This is a genomic window from Clostridium sp. AF28-12, assembly GCF_003435225.1.
Lineage (GTDB): Bacteria > Bacillota > Clostridia > Lachnospirales > Lachnospiraceae > Pilosibacter > Pilosibacter fragilis.
The window spans coordinates 49,124-64,531 of record NZ_QWGJ01000010.1 but is presented as its reverse complement, the minus strand read 5'-3'; the positions used below and the strand labels follow the sequence as shown (position 1 = coordinate 64,531).

The 15,408-nt window shown below is 46.6% G+C and carries 15 protein-coding genes; 5 read left to right on the top strand and 10 right to left on the bottom strand.

Annotated elements, in window-relative coordinates; genetic code table 11:
- The first annotated feature begins 317 nt into the window (after positions 1 to 317).
- Complete coding sequence (locus DWY93_RS10070) at positions 318 to 710, top strand: transcriptional repressor (RefSeq protein ID WP_117470537.1); 393 nt, start codon at positions 318 to 320, stop codon at positions 708 to 710.
- 111 nt (positions 711 to 821) lie between these two features.
- Positions 822 to 1,364: an NADH peroxidase gene (locus tag DWY93_RS10065; RefSeq protein ID WP_117470536.1), complete on the top strand. Its 543-nt coding sequence runs from the start codon at positions 822 to 824 to the stop codon at positions 1,362 to 1,364.
- 577 nt (positions 1,365 to 1,941) lie between these two features.
- Here the strand turns inward: DWY93_RS10065 and larC are convergent.
- The 3 genes from larC to DWY93_RS10045 all read right to left on the bottom strand — a co-directional run bounded on the left by larC (position 1,942) and on the right by DWY93_RS10045 (position 5,484).
- Entirely contained in the window at positions 1,942 to 3,402 is a 1,461-nt protein-coding gene (gene larC / locus DWY93_RS10060) for a nickel pincer cofactor biosynthesis protein LarC (RefSeq protein WP_117470535.1), read from the bottom strand.
- A 126-nt stretch (positions 3,403 to 3,528) separates the two neighbouring features.
- The gene (gene larB, locus DWY93_RS10055) at positions 3,529 to 4,314 is read right to left on the bottom strand and encodes a nickel pincer cofactor biosynthesis protein LarB (protein ID WP_117470534.1); all 786 of its coding nucleotides are present in this window, start codon (positions 4,312 to 4,314) and stop codon (positions 3,529 to 3,531) included.
- Positions 4,315 to 4,590: 276 nt separating this feature from the next.
- The gene (locus DWY93_RS10045) at positions 4,591 to 5,484 is read right to left on the bottom strand and encodes a fumarylacetoacetate hydrolase family protein (protein WP_117470532.1); all 894 of its coding nucleotides are present in this window, start codon (positions 5,482 to 5,484) and stop codon (positions 4,591 to 4,593) included.
- 289 nt (positions 5,485 to 5,773) lie between these two features.
- Between DWY93_RS10045 and DWY93_RS10040 the strand changes: the two genes are divergently transcribed.
- The 3 genes from DWY93_RS10040 (at position 5,774) to DWY93_RS16965 (ending at position 7,439) form a co-directional block, all read left to right on the top strand.
- Positions 5,774 to 6,253 (top strand): S-ribosylhomocysteine lyase, encoded by a 480-nt coding sequence (locus DWY93_RS10040; protein ID WP_117470531.1) that lies wholly within the window; start codon positions 5,774 to 5,776, stop codon positions 6,251 to 6,253.
- Between the two features lie 239 nt (positions 6,254 to 6,492).
- Positions 6,493 to 6,918 carry a PH domain-containing protein gene (locus DWY93_RS10035; RefSeq protein WP_117470530.1) on the top strand — a complete coding sequence of 142 codons (426 nt, stop codon included), beginning with the start codon at positions 6,493 to 6,495 and terminating at the stop codon, positions 6,916 to 6,918.
- Between the two features lie 281 nt (positions 6,919 to 7,199).
- Complete coding sequence (locus DWY93_RS16965; protein WP_147324204.1) at positions 7,200 to 7,439, top strand: hypothetical protein; 240 nt, start codon at positions 7,200 to 7,202, stop codon at positions 7,437 to 7,439.
- 78 nt (positions 7,440 to 7,517) lie between these two features.
- Here the strand turns inward: DWY93_RS16965 and DWY93_RS10025 are convergent, their stop codons facing one another.
- The 7 genes from DWY93_RS10025 to DWY93_RS09995 all read right to left on the bottom strand — a co-directional run bounded on the left by DWY93_RS10025 (position 7,518) and on the right by DWY93_RS09995 (position 15,379).
- Positions 7,518 to 8,381, bottom strand: a complete 864-nt coding sequence (locus DWY93_RS10025) for an MBL fold metallo-hydrolase (protein WP_117470528.1) — start codon at positions 8,379 to 8,381, stop codon at positions 7,518 to 7,520.
- A gap of 27 nt (positions 8,382 to 8,408) precedes the next feature.
- A complete protein-coding gene (locus tag DWY93_RS10020) occupies positions 8,409 to 9,776 on the bottom strand; it encodes a hypothetical protein (RefSeq protein WP_117470527.1) in 1,368 nt (455 codons plus the stop codon).
- A 14-nt stretch (positions 9,777 to 9,790) separates the two neighbouring features.
- On the bottom strand, positions 9,791 to 10,741 hold the full coding sequence (locus DWY93_RS10015; RefSeq protein WP_117470526.1) for an oligopeptide/dipeptide ABC transporter ATP-binding protein: 951 nt from the start codon (positions 10,739 to 10,741) through the stop codon (positions 9,791 to 9,793).
- 3 nt (positions 10,742 to 10,744) lie between these two features.
- Positions 10,745 to 11,752, bottom strand: coding sequence for an ABC transporter ATP-binding protein (locus DWY93_RS10010; RefSeq protein ID WP_117470525.1), 1,008 nt, complete (start codon positions 11,750 to 11,752; stop codon positions 10,745 to 10,747).
- 14 nt (positions 11,753 to 11,766) lie between these two features.
- Complete coding sequence (locus DWY93_RS10005) at positions 11,767 to 12,630, bottom strand: ABC transporter permease (RefSeq protein WP_207658698.1); 864 nt, start codon at positions 12,628 to 12,630, stop codon at positions 11,767 to 11,769.
- Between the two features lies 1 nt (position 12,631).
- Positions 12,632 to 13,603, bottom strand: coding sequence for an ABC transporter permease (locus tag DWY93_RS10000; protein ID WP_117470523.1), 972 nt, complete (start codon positions 13,601 to 13,603; stop codon positions 12,632 to 12,634).
- Between the two features lie 87 nt (positions 13,604 to 13,690).
- Positions 13,691 to 15,379 (bottom strand): ABC transporter substrate-binding protein, encoded by a 1,689-nt coding sequence (locus tag DWY93_RS09995; protein WP_117470522.1) that lies wholly within the window; start codon positions 15,377 to 15,379, stop codon positions 13,691 to 13,693.
- Between the last annotated feature and the right edge of the window lie 29 nt (positions 15,380 to 15,408).

The window sequence follows — 15,408 nt, the reverse complement described above, 5'->3', positions numbered from 1 at the left end:
GGACTCCCGTGCCAAGCCGGGAATATGAGCAGCTTTGAAGAACAGTTTTCCGGCTGCCTTCAATTATAAGAACAGTATAAACACTTCTTAAGGTGTTTTCAAGGAATTTTCCTACAGATTGTACGCAGTTAAATACATGTGTTTTGGCGCTGAGATCAGCTGTTTTCAAGGAATTTGATTTCATGTATGGTCTGAGCAGTTTTAAAAAATTTTATCACTTCATACTTGACAGTGAATATCTCCAATGGTATTATGTTGATAACAATTATCATTATTATTGTTGTTTGGTCTTTACAAATCCAGAAAGGAGGTTCACCATGAAAGCATTAAAATTCAGCCGCCAGCGCGAATCTATCCGGGAGTGCCTGAAAAACCGCAAGGATCATCCGACCGCAGACGCCGTCTATGTAACGATCAGCAAAGAATACCCGAAGATCAGCCTGGGAACTGTATACCGCAATTTAAAGCTTCTGGCGGATATGGGCGAGATCCAGCGTTTTTCCAGCGGAGACGGATCGGAGCATTTTGATTACAACACAGATCCGCATTATCACTTTGTGTGCAAGACTTGCGGAGCGATCATTGATATGCCTCTGGAACTGGTTCGTGACACTTCGGATCTTCTCACCGCTCCGTTTCCGGGACGGGTCGATTCCCACACTGTTTTCTTTTACGGCGAATGTGAGGACTGCCGGAAAAAGGAATACTAAAAAAATAAAAATTCTATTGACATTCAGAGTCAATTAGAATATAATATTAGTAACGGTTACTATTATTGATTTTAAAACACAATATTTTATAAATGAAAAGGAGAAAACGCTATGAAGAAATTTGTCTGTTCCGTATGTGGTTATGTATATGAGGGTGAGGCTGCTCCGGAGAAATGTCCGGTATGTAACGCACCGGCTTCCAAGTTCATTGAGCAGAGCGATGAAATGAGCTGGGCTTCTGAGCACGTAGTTGGTGTTGCTCAGGGCGTAAGCGAAGATATCCTTGAGGACTTAAGAGCAAACTTCAACGGTGAGTGCTCTGAGGTTGGTATGTACCTCGCTATGGCAAGAGTTGCCCACAGAGAAGGTTATCCGGAGATCGGTCTTTACTGGGAGAAGGCAGCTTACGAAGAGGCTGAGCACGCTGCTAAATTTGCAGAGCTCCTCGGCGAAGTTGTTACAGACAGCACAAAGAAGAACCTCGAGATGAGAGTTGAGGCTGAGAACGGTGCTACTGCCGGTAAGACAGACCTCGCTAAGAGAGCAAAGGCCGCTGGTCTTGACGCGATCCATGATACAGTTCACGAGATGGCAAGAGACGAGGCTAGACATGGCAAGGCATTTGCTGGTCTCTTAAAGAGATATTTTGGCTAATTTCTGAATAAAATAGTTAAAATTAAACTGGAGCGGCTTGAAAAAACAAGCCGCTCCAGTTATAATGAAGACAGAAAGGTACTCGGATATACGTCCGATGCCCTCAGTATGTTATAGTGTGAAAAGAACTAGCATTTTACTTTGGTCGGTTGGATGCTAGTTCTTTTTGTCGTTATGGTGGTCAATATAGGTCAACGCCGAAAATATTACCAATAAAAGAGTCAATACTTCCATTGTATTCATATGACATCCCTCCTTATAAAACCAGAGGGCACCGGACATCAGAAACGCATCCACGCTTTCCGCTCCATCACAGGATAATTTTACCATATAAGTCGACGGATGTCGATTGAACTATTTGGTCACTTTTACGCCTGTTTTTTCTTTAAATTTAACGCATATTTTAAACTAGAGTAACTTGATAAAATGTGTTTTATTCGTTATGATATGTACAAGAGAGTAGCTTTTTACCGTGGGAAGTAGGATGCTAGTTCTTTTTGTCTCTATGGTTATCAATGCAATGTAAAAAGCAAGGCAGAGCTAAAATAAGTTCTTCCTTGCTTTTTACGTTCACTCTCTATTTCTCTACTAATTCCTTAACTTCCTCTAACGACATTCCATTCTCTCTCGCGATCTTTGCAATATCTTCGTACTCTAATTTTCCGCGGCACACACCGTATCCTTCGGAAACCTTCTCCCGGACCACACCATACGGAGTTTCATGTTCCTTTATCGTTCTTGTCAGGGTGTAGCGTTTGCTGATACTCTCACGGATGCCAAGCGTTGTTGTGTGTTTGAAGAGCAGGGAAACCATCTTCTTTTTGTCATTGCAGCGGCACATGCAGGTTAAAAGGATTCCCGGGCGGCTCTTCTTCATACCGATCGGGATCGTGTAGACCTCAAGGGCACCTGCGGCAAAGAGGATCTCCTGAACGAAGCCGAGGGCTTCCGGGGTCATATCGTCGAGATTACAGGAGAGCTCTGTCACTTCACTTCCATTCTCCTCTGTCTCGCCTAAGAGGACGCGCACGCAGTTTGCACGTTCAAAGTCTTTCTTTCCCATACCGTAGCCAATGGCAGCGGTCCGCATAACCGGCATTTCCTTAAATTCTGTCACAAAGTGCTTTAACAATGCCGCTCCGGTCGGGGTGCAGAGTTCACCTCTGATATCTCCGCTGTAGATTGGGAGTCCCTGTAAAATAAATGCTGTCGCAGGTGCCGGTACCGGCAGGATCCCGTGGGCGCAGTGGACATTTCCGCTTCCAACATGGATCGGGGATGCGATCACCTTCTGTGGGGCGATCCTATGCATTAAAAGGCAGACTCCAGCGATATCCGCGATCGCGTCGGCGGTGCCCACCTCGTGGAAGTGGATCTCCTCGACGGTCTTTCCGTGGACGTGGGACTCGGCCTCGGCGATCAGGCGGTAGACTGCCACGATGTCGTTCTTTACCTCTTCCGGGAGGTTTAAGTGCTCGATGATATGGGAAATACCTGCCATGCTGGCGTGATGGTGGTGGGGGTGACCATGATCGTGGGTATGATCATGTCCGCAATTATGATCGTGGTCATGGGTGTGGGGGTGATTGAGATCGTTTTGATTCTCGTGGTTTTGATCAGCCTGTTTATCATATATACATTCGTGAACTGTCTGTTCTGCTGCTGACTCTGCCATTTCGTGGGCATGATGATGGGATTCGTGACTATGGTCATGGTGGGTATCTTCATGATCATGGTGGTGATCGTGAGCATGGCTATGCTGACTATCTTCATGGTTATGCTCCTGATGATGCTCGTGCTCATGCCCCTGCAGATCGACATCCACGCTCTCCTCTTCCTCCCCGTGGATCGTCACCTTCATATGTGTTCCTGTGATTCCGCACTTTACTGACGGTTCCGCCTCAATGGAGAGTCCCGGCAGACCCATTTCGTTCATGTTCTTTAAAAATTTCTCTTTATCCGGGCAGATCTCGTAGAGAGATGCCATCAGCATATCTCCGGCAGCGCCCATTCCACAGTCAAAATATAATGTTTTCATATTGATTCCACCTCATTAAAAAAGTACAAATTATTTTCTTTCATTCCATTCGAATCGACAGCTTTATTCGACGATTCCGCCATATCATTTACGGATCGGACAGATCCGACAACGTTAACAGAAGTCTTATCCACGCATATGATTCATCATGCTCGCCAGATATCCGGCGCCGAATCCATTATCGATATTCACAACGCTGACACCGCTGGCGCAGGAATTCAGCATGGAGAGCAGGGCGGACACGCCGCCGAAGGACGCGCCGTATCCGATGCTGGTGGGCACCGCGATCACCGGGCAGTCGGCGAGACCGCCGATGACGCTGGCGAGAGCGCCTTCCATCCCCGCGATGGCGATAATTACACGGGCATCCATAATAGAATCCATGTGGGACAGCAGGCGGTGCAGGCCCGCAACCCCCACATCATAGAGGCGTTCCACCTGGTTTCCAAGTGCCTCTGCCGTAAGTGCCGCTTCCTCCGCAACCGGAATGTCACTGGTTCCGCCCGTCGCAACAACGATGGTTCCGACGCCGTCTTTTTCCGGGAATTTTCCGCAGATTGCTACTTTTGCGTCCTTAAAATATGTGTAGCCGCTTCCTTCCGGGTACTTTCCAGCGAGAAGTTTCTCTGTCTCCCGGCTCTTCTCCTCATCCACGCGGGTGATCAGGATCGTCTCCTGTCCGCTTTTTTTCATCGCTTCTACGATTCCGGCGATCTGCTGCGGCGTTTTCCCCGCTCCGTAGATCACCTCCGCCGCTCCCTGACGCAGCTTCCGGTGGGTATCCAGCTTCGCGAATCCCAGGTCATCGTATCCTGCTGCCGTAAACGGCTCTTTCTTCAGTTCCAGGACAGCGTTATCCACAGACAGCTCGCCTGCCGCCACCTTTTTCAACATTTCGCGTATGTCTTCCATGTATAATAGAATTTCTCCTTTTTCCAAAAAGTTCTGCTGCTCATGTCCGCACCGGCGCAGCCGTCTTCCGCCATCTGAATTTTCGCGCAGATACAGCCGCTGAAAGCTTCCCTAGCTTCCAGGTGCACGGCACACGGCAACAAAAAGCCATGAAAAGAGCAGCCCGTCATCCTGACCGGCTTCCTGCTCCCTTCATGGCAGCTATGCTGATCTTATCTTATTTTTACGGCATGGCTCTTCCATGTCTATATCCTGTATCGCATACCGTCTGATTATTTATTCACCGACCGTATTTCTAAGCGTACCGATTCCTTCAATAATACACTCCACAACATCCCCGGTCTCAAGGAATTTCGGCGGAACGAATCCCATGCCGACTCCTGCCGGCGTTCCTGTTGCGATGATCGTTCCTGCTTTTAATGTCATGCCCTGTGTGAGTTCACAGATCACTTCCTCGATTCCATGGATAAAGAGCCCTGTATTAGAATTCTGGCGGAGTTCTCCGTTTACCTTAGACTGGATCTTTAATACCGGCGGAAACGCAGTGGAATCCGCAGTCATGATACACGGACCGAGCGGTGTAAACCCGTCCAGACTCTTTCCGAAATACCACTGCTTATGCTCTGTCTGAACCTCTCTGGCGCTGACATCATTCATGATCGTATAGCCGAAAATATAGTCCTTCACTTCGCCCGGCTTTACGTCCTTTGCGTCTTTCTTGATAATAACGGCAAGCTCTGCCTCATAATCCAGCTGACTTGTCAGATTCTTATGGGCCGGAATGATTCCATCGGGATCATTCGTGCGGTTCACGCGTTTTGAGAAATAGATTGCTTTCTCCGGTCTCTCAAATTCACGTTTTTCAAATCTCGCAGATTCCTCCGCATGATCCATGTAGTTGATTCCCAGGCAGATAATATCCTGATCCGGCTCCGCGATCGGAGATACGACACGGATCTCGTCCACCGGGGCCGCTCCCATAACATCACCCGGGGCTTTCTTTGAAATATAATCCAGCATTTCCATCTCAGACTGTCCCGCCTCGCGGATCAGCTCCTTCATGGACCGATATTCCATTCCTGCAGCAGAAACCGGATAAACCCAGGTTTCATCCTCGTTTAATACACCTAAAAAAGATCTTTTGTCTACTTCATATGCCAGTAATTTCATAGCCTCTCCTTATGGGATATGTTTCAATTCAAAAATCCCGTTACCCATTATTATAGTACAAATCAGAAAGTGAGACAAGAATAAATTGACAATTAGAGTGTGCAGATCTGCTGAACAGGCACTGACAATTTACAAATTCCATCTTGTAACCACACGGTATCCCCTTTATAATAAAAGTCGATACAGTCAGATGGCATCTGCCTCTGTATTGTACAGAATTTTCAATTCGGAAAATTCCAACCTGTGTACAACAACAAACAGCAAAACTCACGAAAGGGTGTATCTGATTATGGAAAAGATCACAAGCTTCACTGTCAATCATCTGAAACTGATTCCCGGTGTTTACGTTTCCCGAAGGGATGTTGCCGGAGACAGCCATGTTACGACCTTCGATATCCGTATGACCCGTCCGAACTTTGAGCCGGTTATGAACACTGCCGAGGTCCATACGATCGAACATCTCGGCGCAACCTTCTTAAGAAATCATCGTCTTTACAAAGATAAAGTTCTCTACTTCGGACCGATGGGATGCCGCACCGGATTCTACTTGCTTCTCGCTGGCGATTATGAGTCTGCGGACATTATCCCGCTGCTTCAGGAGATGTTCCTCTTTATCCGCGATTACGAGGGCGAAGTTCCGGGTGCTGCTGCCCGTGACTGCGGAAACTACCTCGACATGAACCTCCCGATGGCAAAATATCTTGCCGGAAAGTTCTATGACGAGGTACTTGAGGATATCCGCGAGGAACAGCTTGTTTATCCGGAATAATCCTTCACCTCAAATATTCTGAAAATACGTCCCATGTCTTCTCGCTGCGGCATCTGTCATTGTTCTCTTTGTTAAAATGAATCTGGCAGATTCCTCAGGTTATTGAAAACATGGGACTATTTTCATCATCATTCATCAAAATCGCAAATATTTTTCACATAGTCTTTAATTTGTCACCTTGTTTTTTTGTGCATTTTGACTGATAATGATGTCATCACACAAGAGAAGTGAGGGATTTCGTGAACAAAAAATATTCCCGTTATATCACCGGTGCCTTGATCTTGATCATGGTATTTGTAGCCGCCATCCGTATGCAGAATGCAGCATCCGTCGGGATCGATTTCAATGACACCCGGATTGTCATCACCGGTCCGTCAGGAACCGAACCTTTTTCCATTGACTACAGGGAAATCCAATCAATCACGCTTATCGACAACTACAACAGCGGCACAAAAGTTTCCGGCGTACAAAACCGCCGTCTGTATTACGGAACTTTTCATAATGACGTATATGGTACATATGCTCTCTGTGCTGTCCCGTCGATTCCATCTGCAATCGAGATCCGGACTAAAAATGGTATTATCCTTTTTAACTACGAATCGGAAAAAGTAACTGCTGCCCTAAGCACTTCCTTGACTGAATTTGTCAGCGAAAAACAGCAGTGATACGGAAAGGAGTTTTTATGCGATATCTGATCAATCCAGTGAAGGCTCTGCTTTCACTGTTTGCCTTTATTTTATTTCTTTTCCTTTTTGTCGTCTCATTTCAATCACACAAAATAATACCAATGGTTCTGTACGCCGTACTTTCCGTAGTCTATTTTCTTCTTTTATGTCATTTTACGAAATATCTTGAAATCGACGAAAATGGTGTGCGAAATCGTTTTTTATGGAAATCCTACAATGAACTTTCCTGGGATAAGATTCAGGAGGTTGGGATCGCCAATATGAAGGTCATGAAAAATGCTGAAAGAACGAAAGTTGGAGAACTTTATCTTTACTTTTCTCCAGAGTCTATGACCGAGAAAGAACGTTTTCATATGTGCCTCAACTGGCCGCCAAAAGAAAAACGCTACATGCGGTATTCCGTAAAACGTCTGAAAGCTGTGCAGAAATATTGGGAAGAGAAACCGGTTCTCGCATGGCTGAAAGAAGAGGCTTATCTGGATCGCTATTTTAGACGCTGATTAAAAAAACCGTCATCCGGTGTGTTCTTCCTCTCACACGCCGGATGACGGTTCTTTTTTTATGTATCATCCACGAGTTTATACTCTGTGAATTCCTTCCGGATTGAACACAACCCAACTGATTCCATCCAGGGACGCGACCGTGATCGTCGGATCCGCTCCTTCTAACTTCAGTGGATTATCGATCTGCATCAGATGCGGAGTTCCTGCTACCAGATCCTTGCAGCACTGAATCGCGTTCGGCATAACCGTCGGAGCTATCGGTCCTCCGACTGCCCGGTAATCATGATGGGAATTCATCACGATATCATAGCGGTCTCTCATGTTCCAGATCCGTTCCAGATTCTCCCCGGCTTCCTCTGTGCTGATGAATCCCGGTTCTCCAGGTCCAAGTCTGAACAGCAGATGATTATTGCATGCATCCCCGCAGAATAAAATACGGTTTTTGTCATCAATCACCACCATCTCACCCGGTGTGTGTCCACCGCATTCATAGAACGTCAGCGTTCTTCCGCCGAGATCAAAGACCTGCCCATCTTCCAGCGGTTTTCTCTCCGGAATCTTCGGCCACTCCACAATATCCACTTCTTCCTTATATGGATAATACTTGTGCTCTCTCGCCCGGATCATCCTCGCGTAATCTCTTCTCTGCTCCACAGTCGGCGGAAACGGATATAATTCATAGTCTTTTCTATTCAAATAGACTGTATCAAACCATCCAGCACCGCCTGTATGATCCCGATGTCCATGAGTCAGGACAACATCATACGGCTTATCCGTAATTCCTTCCACAAGCCCTTTCAAATCTCCGATTCCAATCCCCGTGTCAAGTAAAAGTGCTCGTTCCGTTCCCACAAACAGGAAAATCGAAGCACAGTCAAACTCATCGATCTCATATGTATCAGGTGCAAATTCAAACCACGGCATTTTTCTTGTTTTCACTTAAAATACCTCCTTTTTCGTTGAACACTACTTATTCAGCGCGTCATCAAACATATCCAGCATTCCTCTTATGATCTTTCCATCATTGTTTCCCGGCCGCACCTTTGCGAAACTCTGGAATACTTTATGGTCCGCAGATGCATCGTCGAGAATATATCCTGCTTTTCTTCCATCTGTATGGGTCACAACCACTGTGTTCTTAAGCGGGGACGCTTCTTTACATTTCGCTCCGATCCGGCAGTATGGCTCCGCGGCTTCCCCCACAAAAGCAGCATCTCCAAGAATCGCAAGCTGCATATAGAGATCCACCGTTCCATCCGGCACCATCTCTACAAGTTTCTTTTCCGGATGTTTTCCGTTTTCAAACAGGTCCGGGCGATATCCCCGAAGGAAATTATCCACCAGAAGACGATTGTACTGCATATCAGCGCCTTCCGGAGCTTTCTGCCCCTCCAGTTTTACAATGGTAGACGATGTTGTTATCTTCATCCGTTCTTTCATATCCCGGATCGACTCGATCACATGGATCGCGTCGATCCCGTGCTGGAATCCCCAATGTTTCTGGATCATGTACTGGGTTCCATCCGGTGTGTCTATACTCTCAGAATATCCATCCTTCTCATATGTTCTCGGAAATCCCTCAGAGGAAAACAACGGATTCTGATCCCCGGCTGCCCCTGATGACCAGATAATCACAGGAGTTCCACCGTAACGCTCCTGCACATAATTGCAGGCATATCCCATGAATTCCGGCGAAGTCTTAATTTTTCCGTCAACGTCACGTCTTGTAAACGCGCACGTTCCGTGACAGCAGTAATTCAAAAATGCCGCAATCAAATTTCCATCGTAATCTTCCCATTTCATGACCGCTAAAGTCTTATCTGAAAAACCAGTATAATTCTGTCCCTGCATCCAGAAACCATCCTCAAAAAGCTGGTCTCTGTTTGTATTGATATAGCTCTCTCCAGTTCCAAATCCATACCGGGCCGGACGCAATGAAGCGATCGCGCCTTCAACAGCTTTATGAATCCCCGCCATTACTGTTTTTTCATAGACGATCTCCCGTTCGCTCTGATCCTGCGGCTTTTTGCCCCGCGGTGCCGGAACATGACCCCAGCAAGGAGCGGAATGATTGTGTGTATTGAATGTAAGAATATGCTCATAGTCAAATCCGTACTTTTTCGTGATCTCCGCTTTCTGCTCTCCGTTCAATGTCTCCCCGACATCCATTCCAAGGATCAGAAATCTGGTCGCTCCATTGTCAAGAACGATTGCTTTTGCCTTTAATTCATCGAGGCATCCCTCGAAAAATGAATTTTCATATTTGCGGAACGGAAACAATTCTTCGGGCGGATTGATTCCGGCTTCACAGGCCCCTGCTTTCAACTCGTACATGGCAGTTCCTCCTATCAGTCAATCTCCTCGATCCGACAGCACTGGACAAAATGTCCACTCTCAATCTCACGCAGCTGCTGCGGTTCCTGACATTTTGCAGTCGCATAAGGACATCTGGCCGCAAAACGGCATCCCGGTTTCGGATTGATCGGGGACGTAAGCTCCCCCTTTAACTGGACACGCTGCATTTTCCGCTCAACGTCCGTGGACGGAATTGCGGAGAGAAGTGCCTGCGTGTAAGGATGAAGCGGTTTTTCAAACAACTTTTTTGAAGAACATGTCTCAACAAGCTGTCCGAGATACATAACGCAGATATTATCTGATATATGGCGGACAACAGAAAGATCATGCGTAACAAACATGTAGGTAAGCTGTTTCTGCTCCTGCAGATCCATTAAAAGATTTAATACCTGGGCCTGAATCGATACGTCCAAGGCTGATACCGGCTCATCGCAGACAATAAACTTCGGATTTAAAGCCAGAGCGCGGCCGATTCCCACACGCTGTCTGCGCCCTCCGTCAAGTTCATGCGGATAAGATCCGCGGAGACGTTCCTCGATTCCGACAAGATCCATGATCCGGTCTGCCTCTCTGCGGATCTCTTCCTTTGATTTAAATCGTCCGGATATTTCCAGCGGTTCCATAATGGTTCTCGCGATATTATACCGTGGATTCAGGGATGAATATGGGTCCTGAAAGATGATCTGGACATCCTCGCGGTATGTGCGAAGCTCCTTTTTATCCAGATGCGTCACGTCTCTGCCCTCGAACAGGATCTTTCCCCCTGTACTCTCCTGAAGATGGATCAGGGTCGTTCCAAGTGTGGATTTTCCACATCCGGACTCACCAACAACCCCCATCGTCGTACCTTTTTCAATCTTAAAACTGACATCATCCACTGCGTGGAGAGTTCCATTCGGAACGTCAAAATATTTTTTTAAGTGCTGAACTTCAATTAATGCCATGTTCTAACGCTCCTTTCTGATCTCATCCAACCGGATACACTCGCAGAAGTGACCCGGTTCCAGCTCAACCGCCGGGATCGTTCCCTGTCTGCACTTGTCTGTTGCATGCGGGCAACGCGGTGCAAATGCACATCCTGCCGGGAGATTTGTCGGATCCGGAAGAAGACCCTCAATCGGGCGCAGTCGACTGGAGTTTAAGTTCATGTTCGGAAGTGCTCCGAACAGACCATTCGTATACGGGTGTGCCGGGTGTTTAAAGATATCATATTTTTTGCCGGACTCAATGATCTTTCCGGCATACACAACTGCCACATTGTCACATGTCTCATTTACAACACCGAGATCATGTGTAATCAGAATCATGGAGGTATTCAATCGCTCCTTCAAATCGTTGATCAGCTCAAGAACCTGTGCCTGAATCGTTACATCCAGAGCGGTCGTCGGCTCATCGGCTAAGAGCAGTTCCGGGTTGCAGGCCAATGCAATTGCAATGACAACTCGCTGTTTCATTCCACCGGAGAACTGGTGTGGGAATTCATTGTAGCGTTCTGCCGGGATTCCTACTAATTCCAGCATCCTCTTACCTTCTATTTCCGCCTCTTCTTTGGAAATATTTCGATGAGCAGATACAACTTCTGAAATCTGTCTTCCGATACGCATGGTTGGGTTTAAGGCTGTCATCGGATCCTGGAAGATCATGGAGATCTTATGTCCGCGGATCTTCTGCATCTCTTTTTCCTTGAGTTTCATCATATCGGTTCCCTGGAAATAAACTTCTCCGCCGGATTTTGCGGAAACATCCGGCAGAATCCTTAAGATTGCCTTCGCAATCGATGTCTTTCCGGCACCGGTCTCTCCTACAAGAGCAAGTGTTTCTCCTTTATTTAACCGGAACGAGATGCCATTTACTGCGTGGATCACGCTGCCCATGGATGTATACTGAACTGTGAGATTTCTCACATCAAGAAACTCACCGATATCTGCCGCCTTCTTTTTTTCATCTGCACTCATTTTTCCACCTCCCTTTACTTTCTGAGTTTCGGATCCATCGCATCCCGGAGAGAATCACCAAGAAGTGTAAATCCGACAACAGAAAGTGCGATAAAGATTCCCGGGGATATCAACATGTACGGATATGTACGGATATATCCGCGTGCGCCCGCGAGCATTGCCCCCCACTCTGGCTCCGGCGGCTGTACGCCAAGACCGATAAAGCTTAGGGATGCACAGAATAATAATGCTGCTGCAAGACGTGATGTACAGTTAATGATCATTGGCATAACTGAATTCGGGATGATATGTGAAAATATGATTCGGAAGTTGGAACAGTTGGATGCCTTGGCCGCCTGTACATATTCTTTTTCACGGATACTGAGGATCTGTGCCCTTAAGATTCGTGAAAGGGCCGCAACATTTCCGATTGCCATAGCGATAACGGTATCGTGATATGCAGTACCGAGAGCTGCTGCAACGATAATGGAAAGCAGCATGCCGGGAATTGCGGAGAGCACATCCATCATACGCATTAAGAGGTTATCTACCCATCCACCGAAGTAACCGGCTATAGAACCGATCACCATAGCTACGATCGCTCCGAGGCCTACAGAAAGGAATCCGAGGGACATGGAGTAGCGGCCACCATACAGGATACGGGATAAGATGTCGCGTCCAAGGTCATCTGTTCCAAAAATATGCGCAGCGCTCGGGCCCTGCTTTGCGATCGCCAGATTCATCTCCAGATAATTATACGGAGAAATCCACGGAGCAAGAATTGCCAGAACAATCAAAACCGCCACGATCACAAATCCAATGATCGCATTCGGGTTATGAAGCAGAATATTTAATACTTCCTGCCATTGATTGACGCCTTTACGTTTTTCCTTTTTCATATCAGCCATTCTCCTCCTTTCTTTTTTTCTTCTTCGTTCCACCCTGTACAAACTGTGCGCGGATGATCGGATCAACAGCCGCATAGCCGAGGTCTGTTAAAAGTACGATCAATGAGAACAAAATCGATAAGAATACAACACTGGACTGCGCCACCGGATAGTCACGGGTATTTACCGCGTTGATCAGGTATAAGCCGATTCCGGGAATCGAGAATACCTGCTCGATAACAAGAGCACCGCCAAGCTGATTCGCAAGCTGCCCGCTTAAGACAGAGATGATCGGAAGCATTGCATTTGGAAGTGCATGTTCATAGATAACTTTTCTTTCAGAAAGTCCCTTGGAACGGGCTGTTGTCACGTAATCAGCACGGACAACCTCCAGCATCGCCGCACGGGCGGTACGGACCATTCCGGAGATTCCACCTAAGCTCTGTGCAACTACCGGAAGAACAAAGTATTTAGCTCCATCCATTCCCTGTGCCGGCAGAAGTTTCAATTTCAGTGCAAACAGCAGCACAAACAGCATTGCCAGCCAGAACGTCGGCATCGAAACACCGATTACACAAAGTAAAACTCCGATGCGGTCTGCGAATGTTCCTTCATGGATCGCGGTGAAAATACCCAACGGAATACCGATGATAACGGTAAACAACATTGCGAAACCGGCAATCGCCAGTGTGCGCGGGAAGCGGGCCATCAGTTCTTCTGTAACAGATGTATTTGTCCAGTATGAACGTCCAAAATCAAAGTCAACAAATGTCTGTTTTAAGAAATTTCCAAGACGGACCACATATGGCTGATCCAGCCCCAGCTCATGTTCTTTAATGAGAATCTGTTCCTCTGTGGCGTCCGCACCTAAAATCAGCGAGGCTGGATTTCCCGGAACAAATGTCATGATCGTAAAGATCAGAATCGCAACTGCCAAAATAACCGGAATCATCATCAATAGACGTTTTACAATATATTTCCCCATATTTCTCCTTTCCCGCTGTCAGTAGTAGAAAAGCGGCACGCGGAGCGCTTGCCCGCGTGCCGCCCTGCAGCGCGTAGTTGTTATCCGTTAGTCGGCAACACCCTTATAATCAGGAGCAAAATCAAATGTCCACGGCTGTGCATAGGAAAGGTACTGAACCTTTAATCCTGTGATTCCATCTTTTGCTGCTACGTAGTTGATCGGTCCCCAGAGACCATAGAGGATAGCATTCTCTGTGTAGTAATCAAATACGGCGTCAACTGCTTCCTGGCTGTTTGTGTCAACATTGTTTGCAACATCACAAAGTTTGCTTAAGTCACCTTCCGGAAGACCATTGAAGCTTGTCGGAACTCCGTTGTAGCTTGTATGGGTAGCGGAAAGGAAGTTGGAGTAAAGAGCTGCGAGGGATACACGGTTTCCGTTGTTATCGATCTTAAGATCCCACTCAGAGAAGTCATATTTATAGTTATCAAACAGAGCTGTATCAGCCGTCTTAACTTCCATGTTGATACCAATCTCTTTACAGTAGTTCTGGATCATCTGAGCTGCTTTTGTCTTAACTTCGTTGGACTCAGTCATGATAACGAGAGTCGGGGAACCGTTCTTTACATAATCGGACTCTGCGAGGTATGCTTTTGCCTTCTCGATGTCATAGCCATTGTCTTCTTTCTCCCATTCCGGATTATAGTCGCCGTAAAGAGGAGTTGCAAATCCGTAAGATACGCTTGCGGTCTTACCCATAATCGTGTTTGTGATACCTTCTTTATCGATTGCCCACTCGATTGCAAGTCTTAAATTCTTATCATTTGCGACCTTAGATCCAGCATCCGGGAACATGTTGAAGCTTACATTTACGCAAAGGATGGAGTTGAATGGCTGAACTGTATATCCGTCAAGCGCATTTCCATTATCGTCCATGAAGAACTGGAGGTTATCTGCAGAAACATAGTTGACTGCGTCTACATCACCTGTCTCAAGTGCCAGTGCAAGCTGTGCATCCTCAAGAATGATCTTAAAAATACATTTTTCAACATTCTGTTTCTTAGCGGATGCAAGAAGGCTTTCATCTGTCTGCCAGTAATTCGGATCTCTTTCAATTGTAACGGATGCGCCTGTTACAAATTCTGTTACTTTATACGGTCCGCAGCCAACCGGATTTGTTGCGTAGCTGTCTGCACTATAAGCATCCTTATCGTAAACGACACATCCACTCAATACAGATTTTACTGCAGATGTCTCTTTACATTTATCTTCTTTCATGTGAAATACAACATGAGTTGCATCCGTCGCTTCTGCAGAATCCAGATATTTTGCAAACTGTGTCGCATTTCCTGTTGCCAGATATGTATTATAAGACCATGCGACATCCTCTGCATCGATCTTATTTCCGGCCTGATCATGAACATAATCGTAAATTTCCACGGTTAAAGTTTTTCCATCATCGCTGACTTCATAACTCTTACCGATCTCATTTTCCAGTTCTTCACCCAGCGCCGGGATGCTGTATAATGCGTCATGAAGTGCTTCTGTCAAATAAATTGTACCTGTGGACGCACCATTGAATGGATCCAGAGTAGAGATCTGTGTGTTCATGCCAAGAGTAACTGTTTTTGCACGTCCGCCAGCACTCTCTGCTGCTCCTGCTGCTCCTGCTGCCTCTGTCGCTCCAGATTCTGCCGCTGCCGCTGTTGTCTCAGCTGGTTTGCTTCCGCCGCCGCATGCACATAAACTAAGTGCCATGGACGCTGCCAATAACGCCGCTAAAGTTTTTTTCATAAGTGAATCCTCCTGATCTTTTTTGCCCT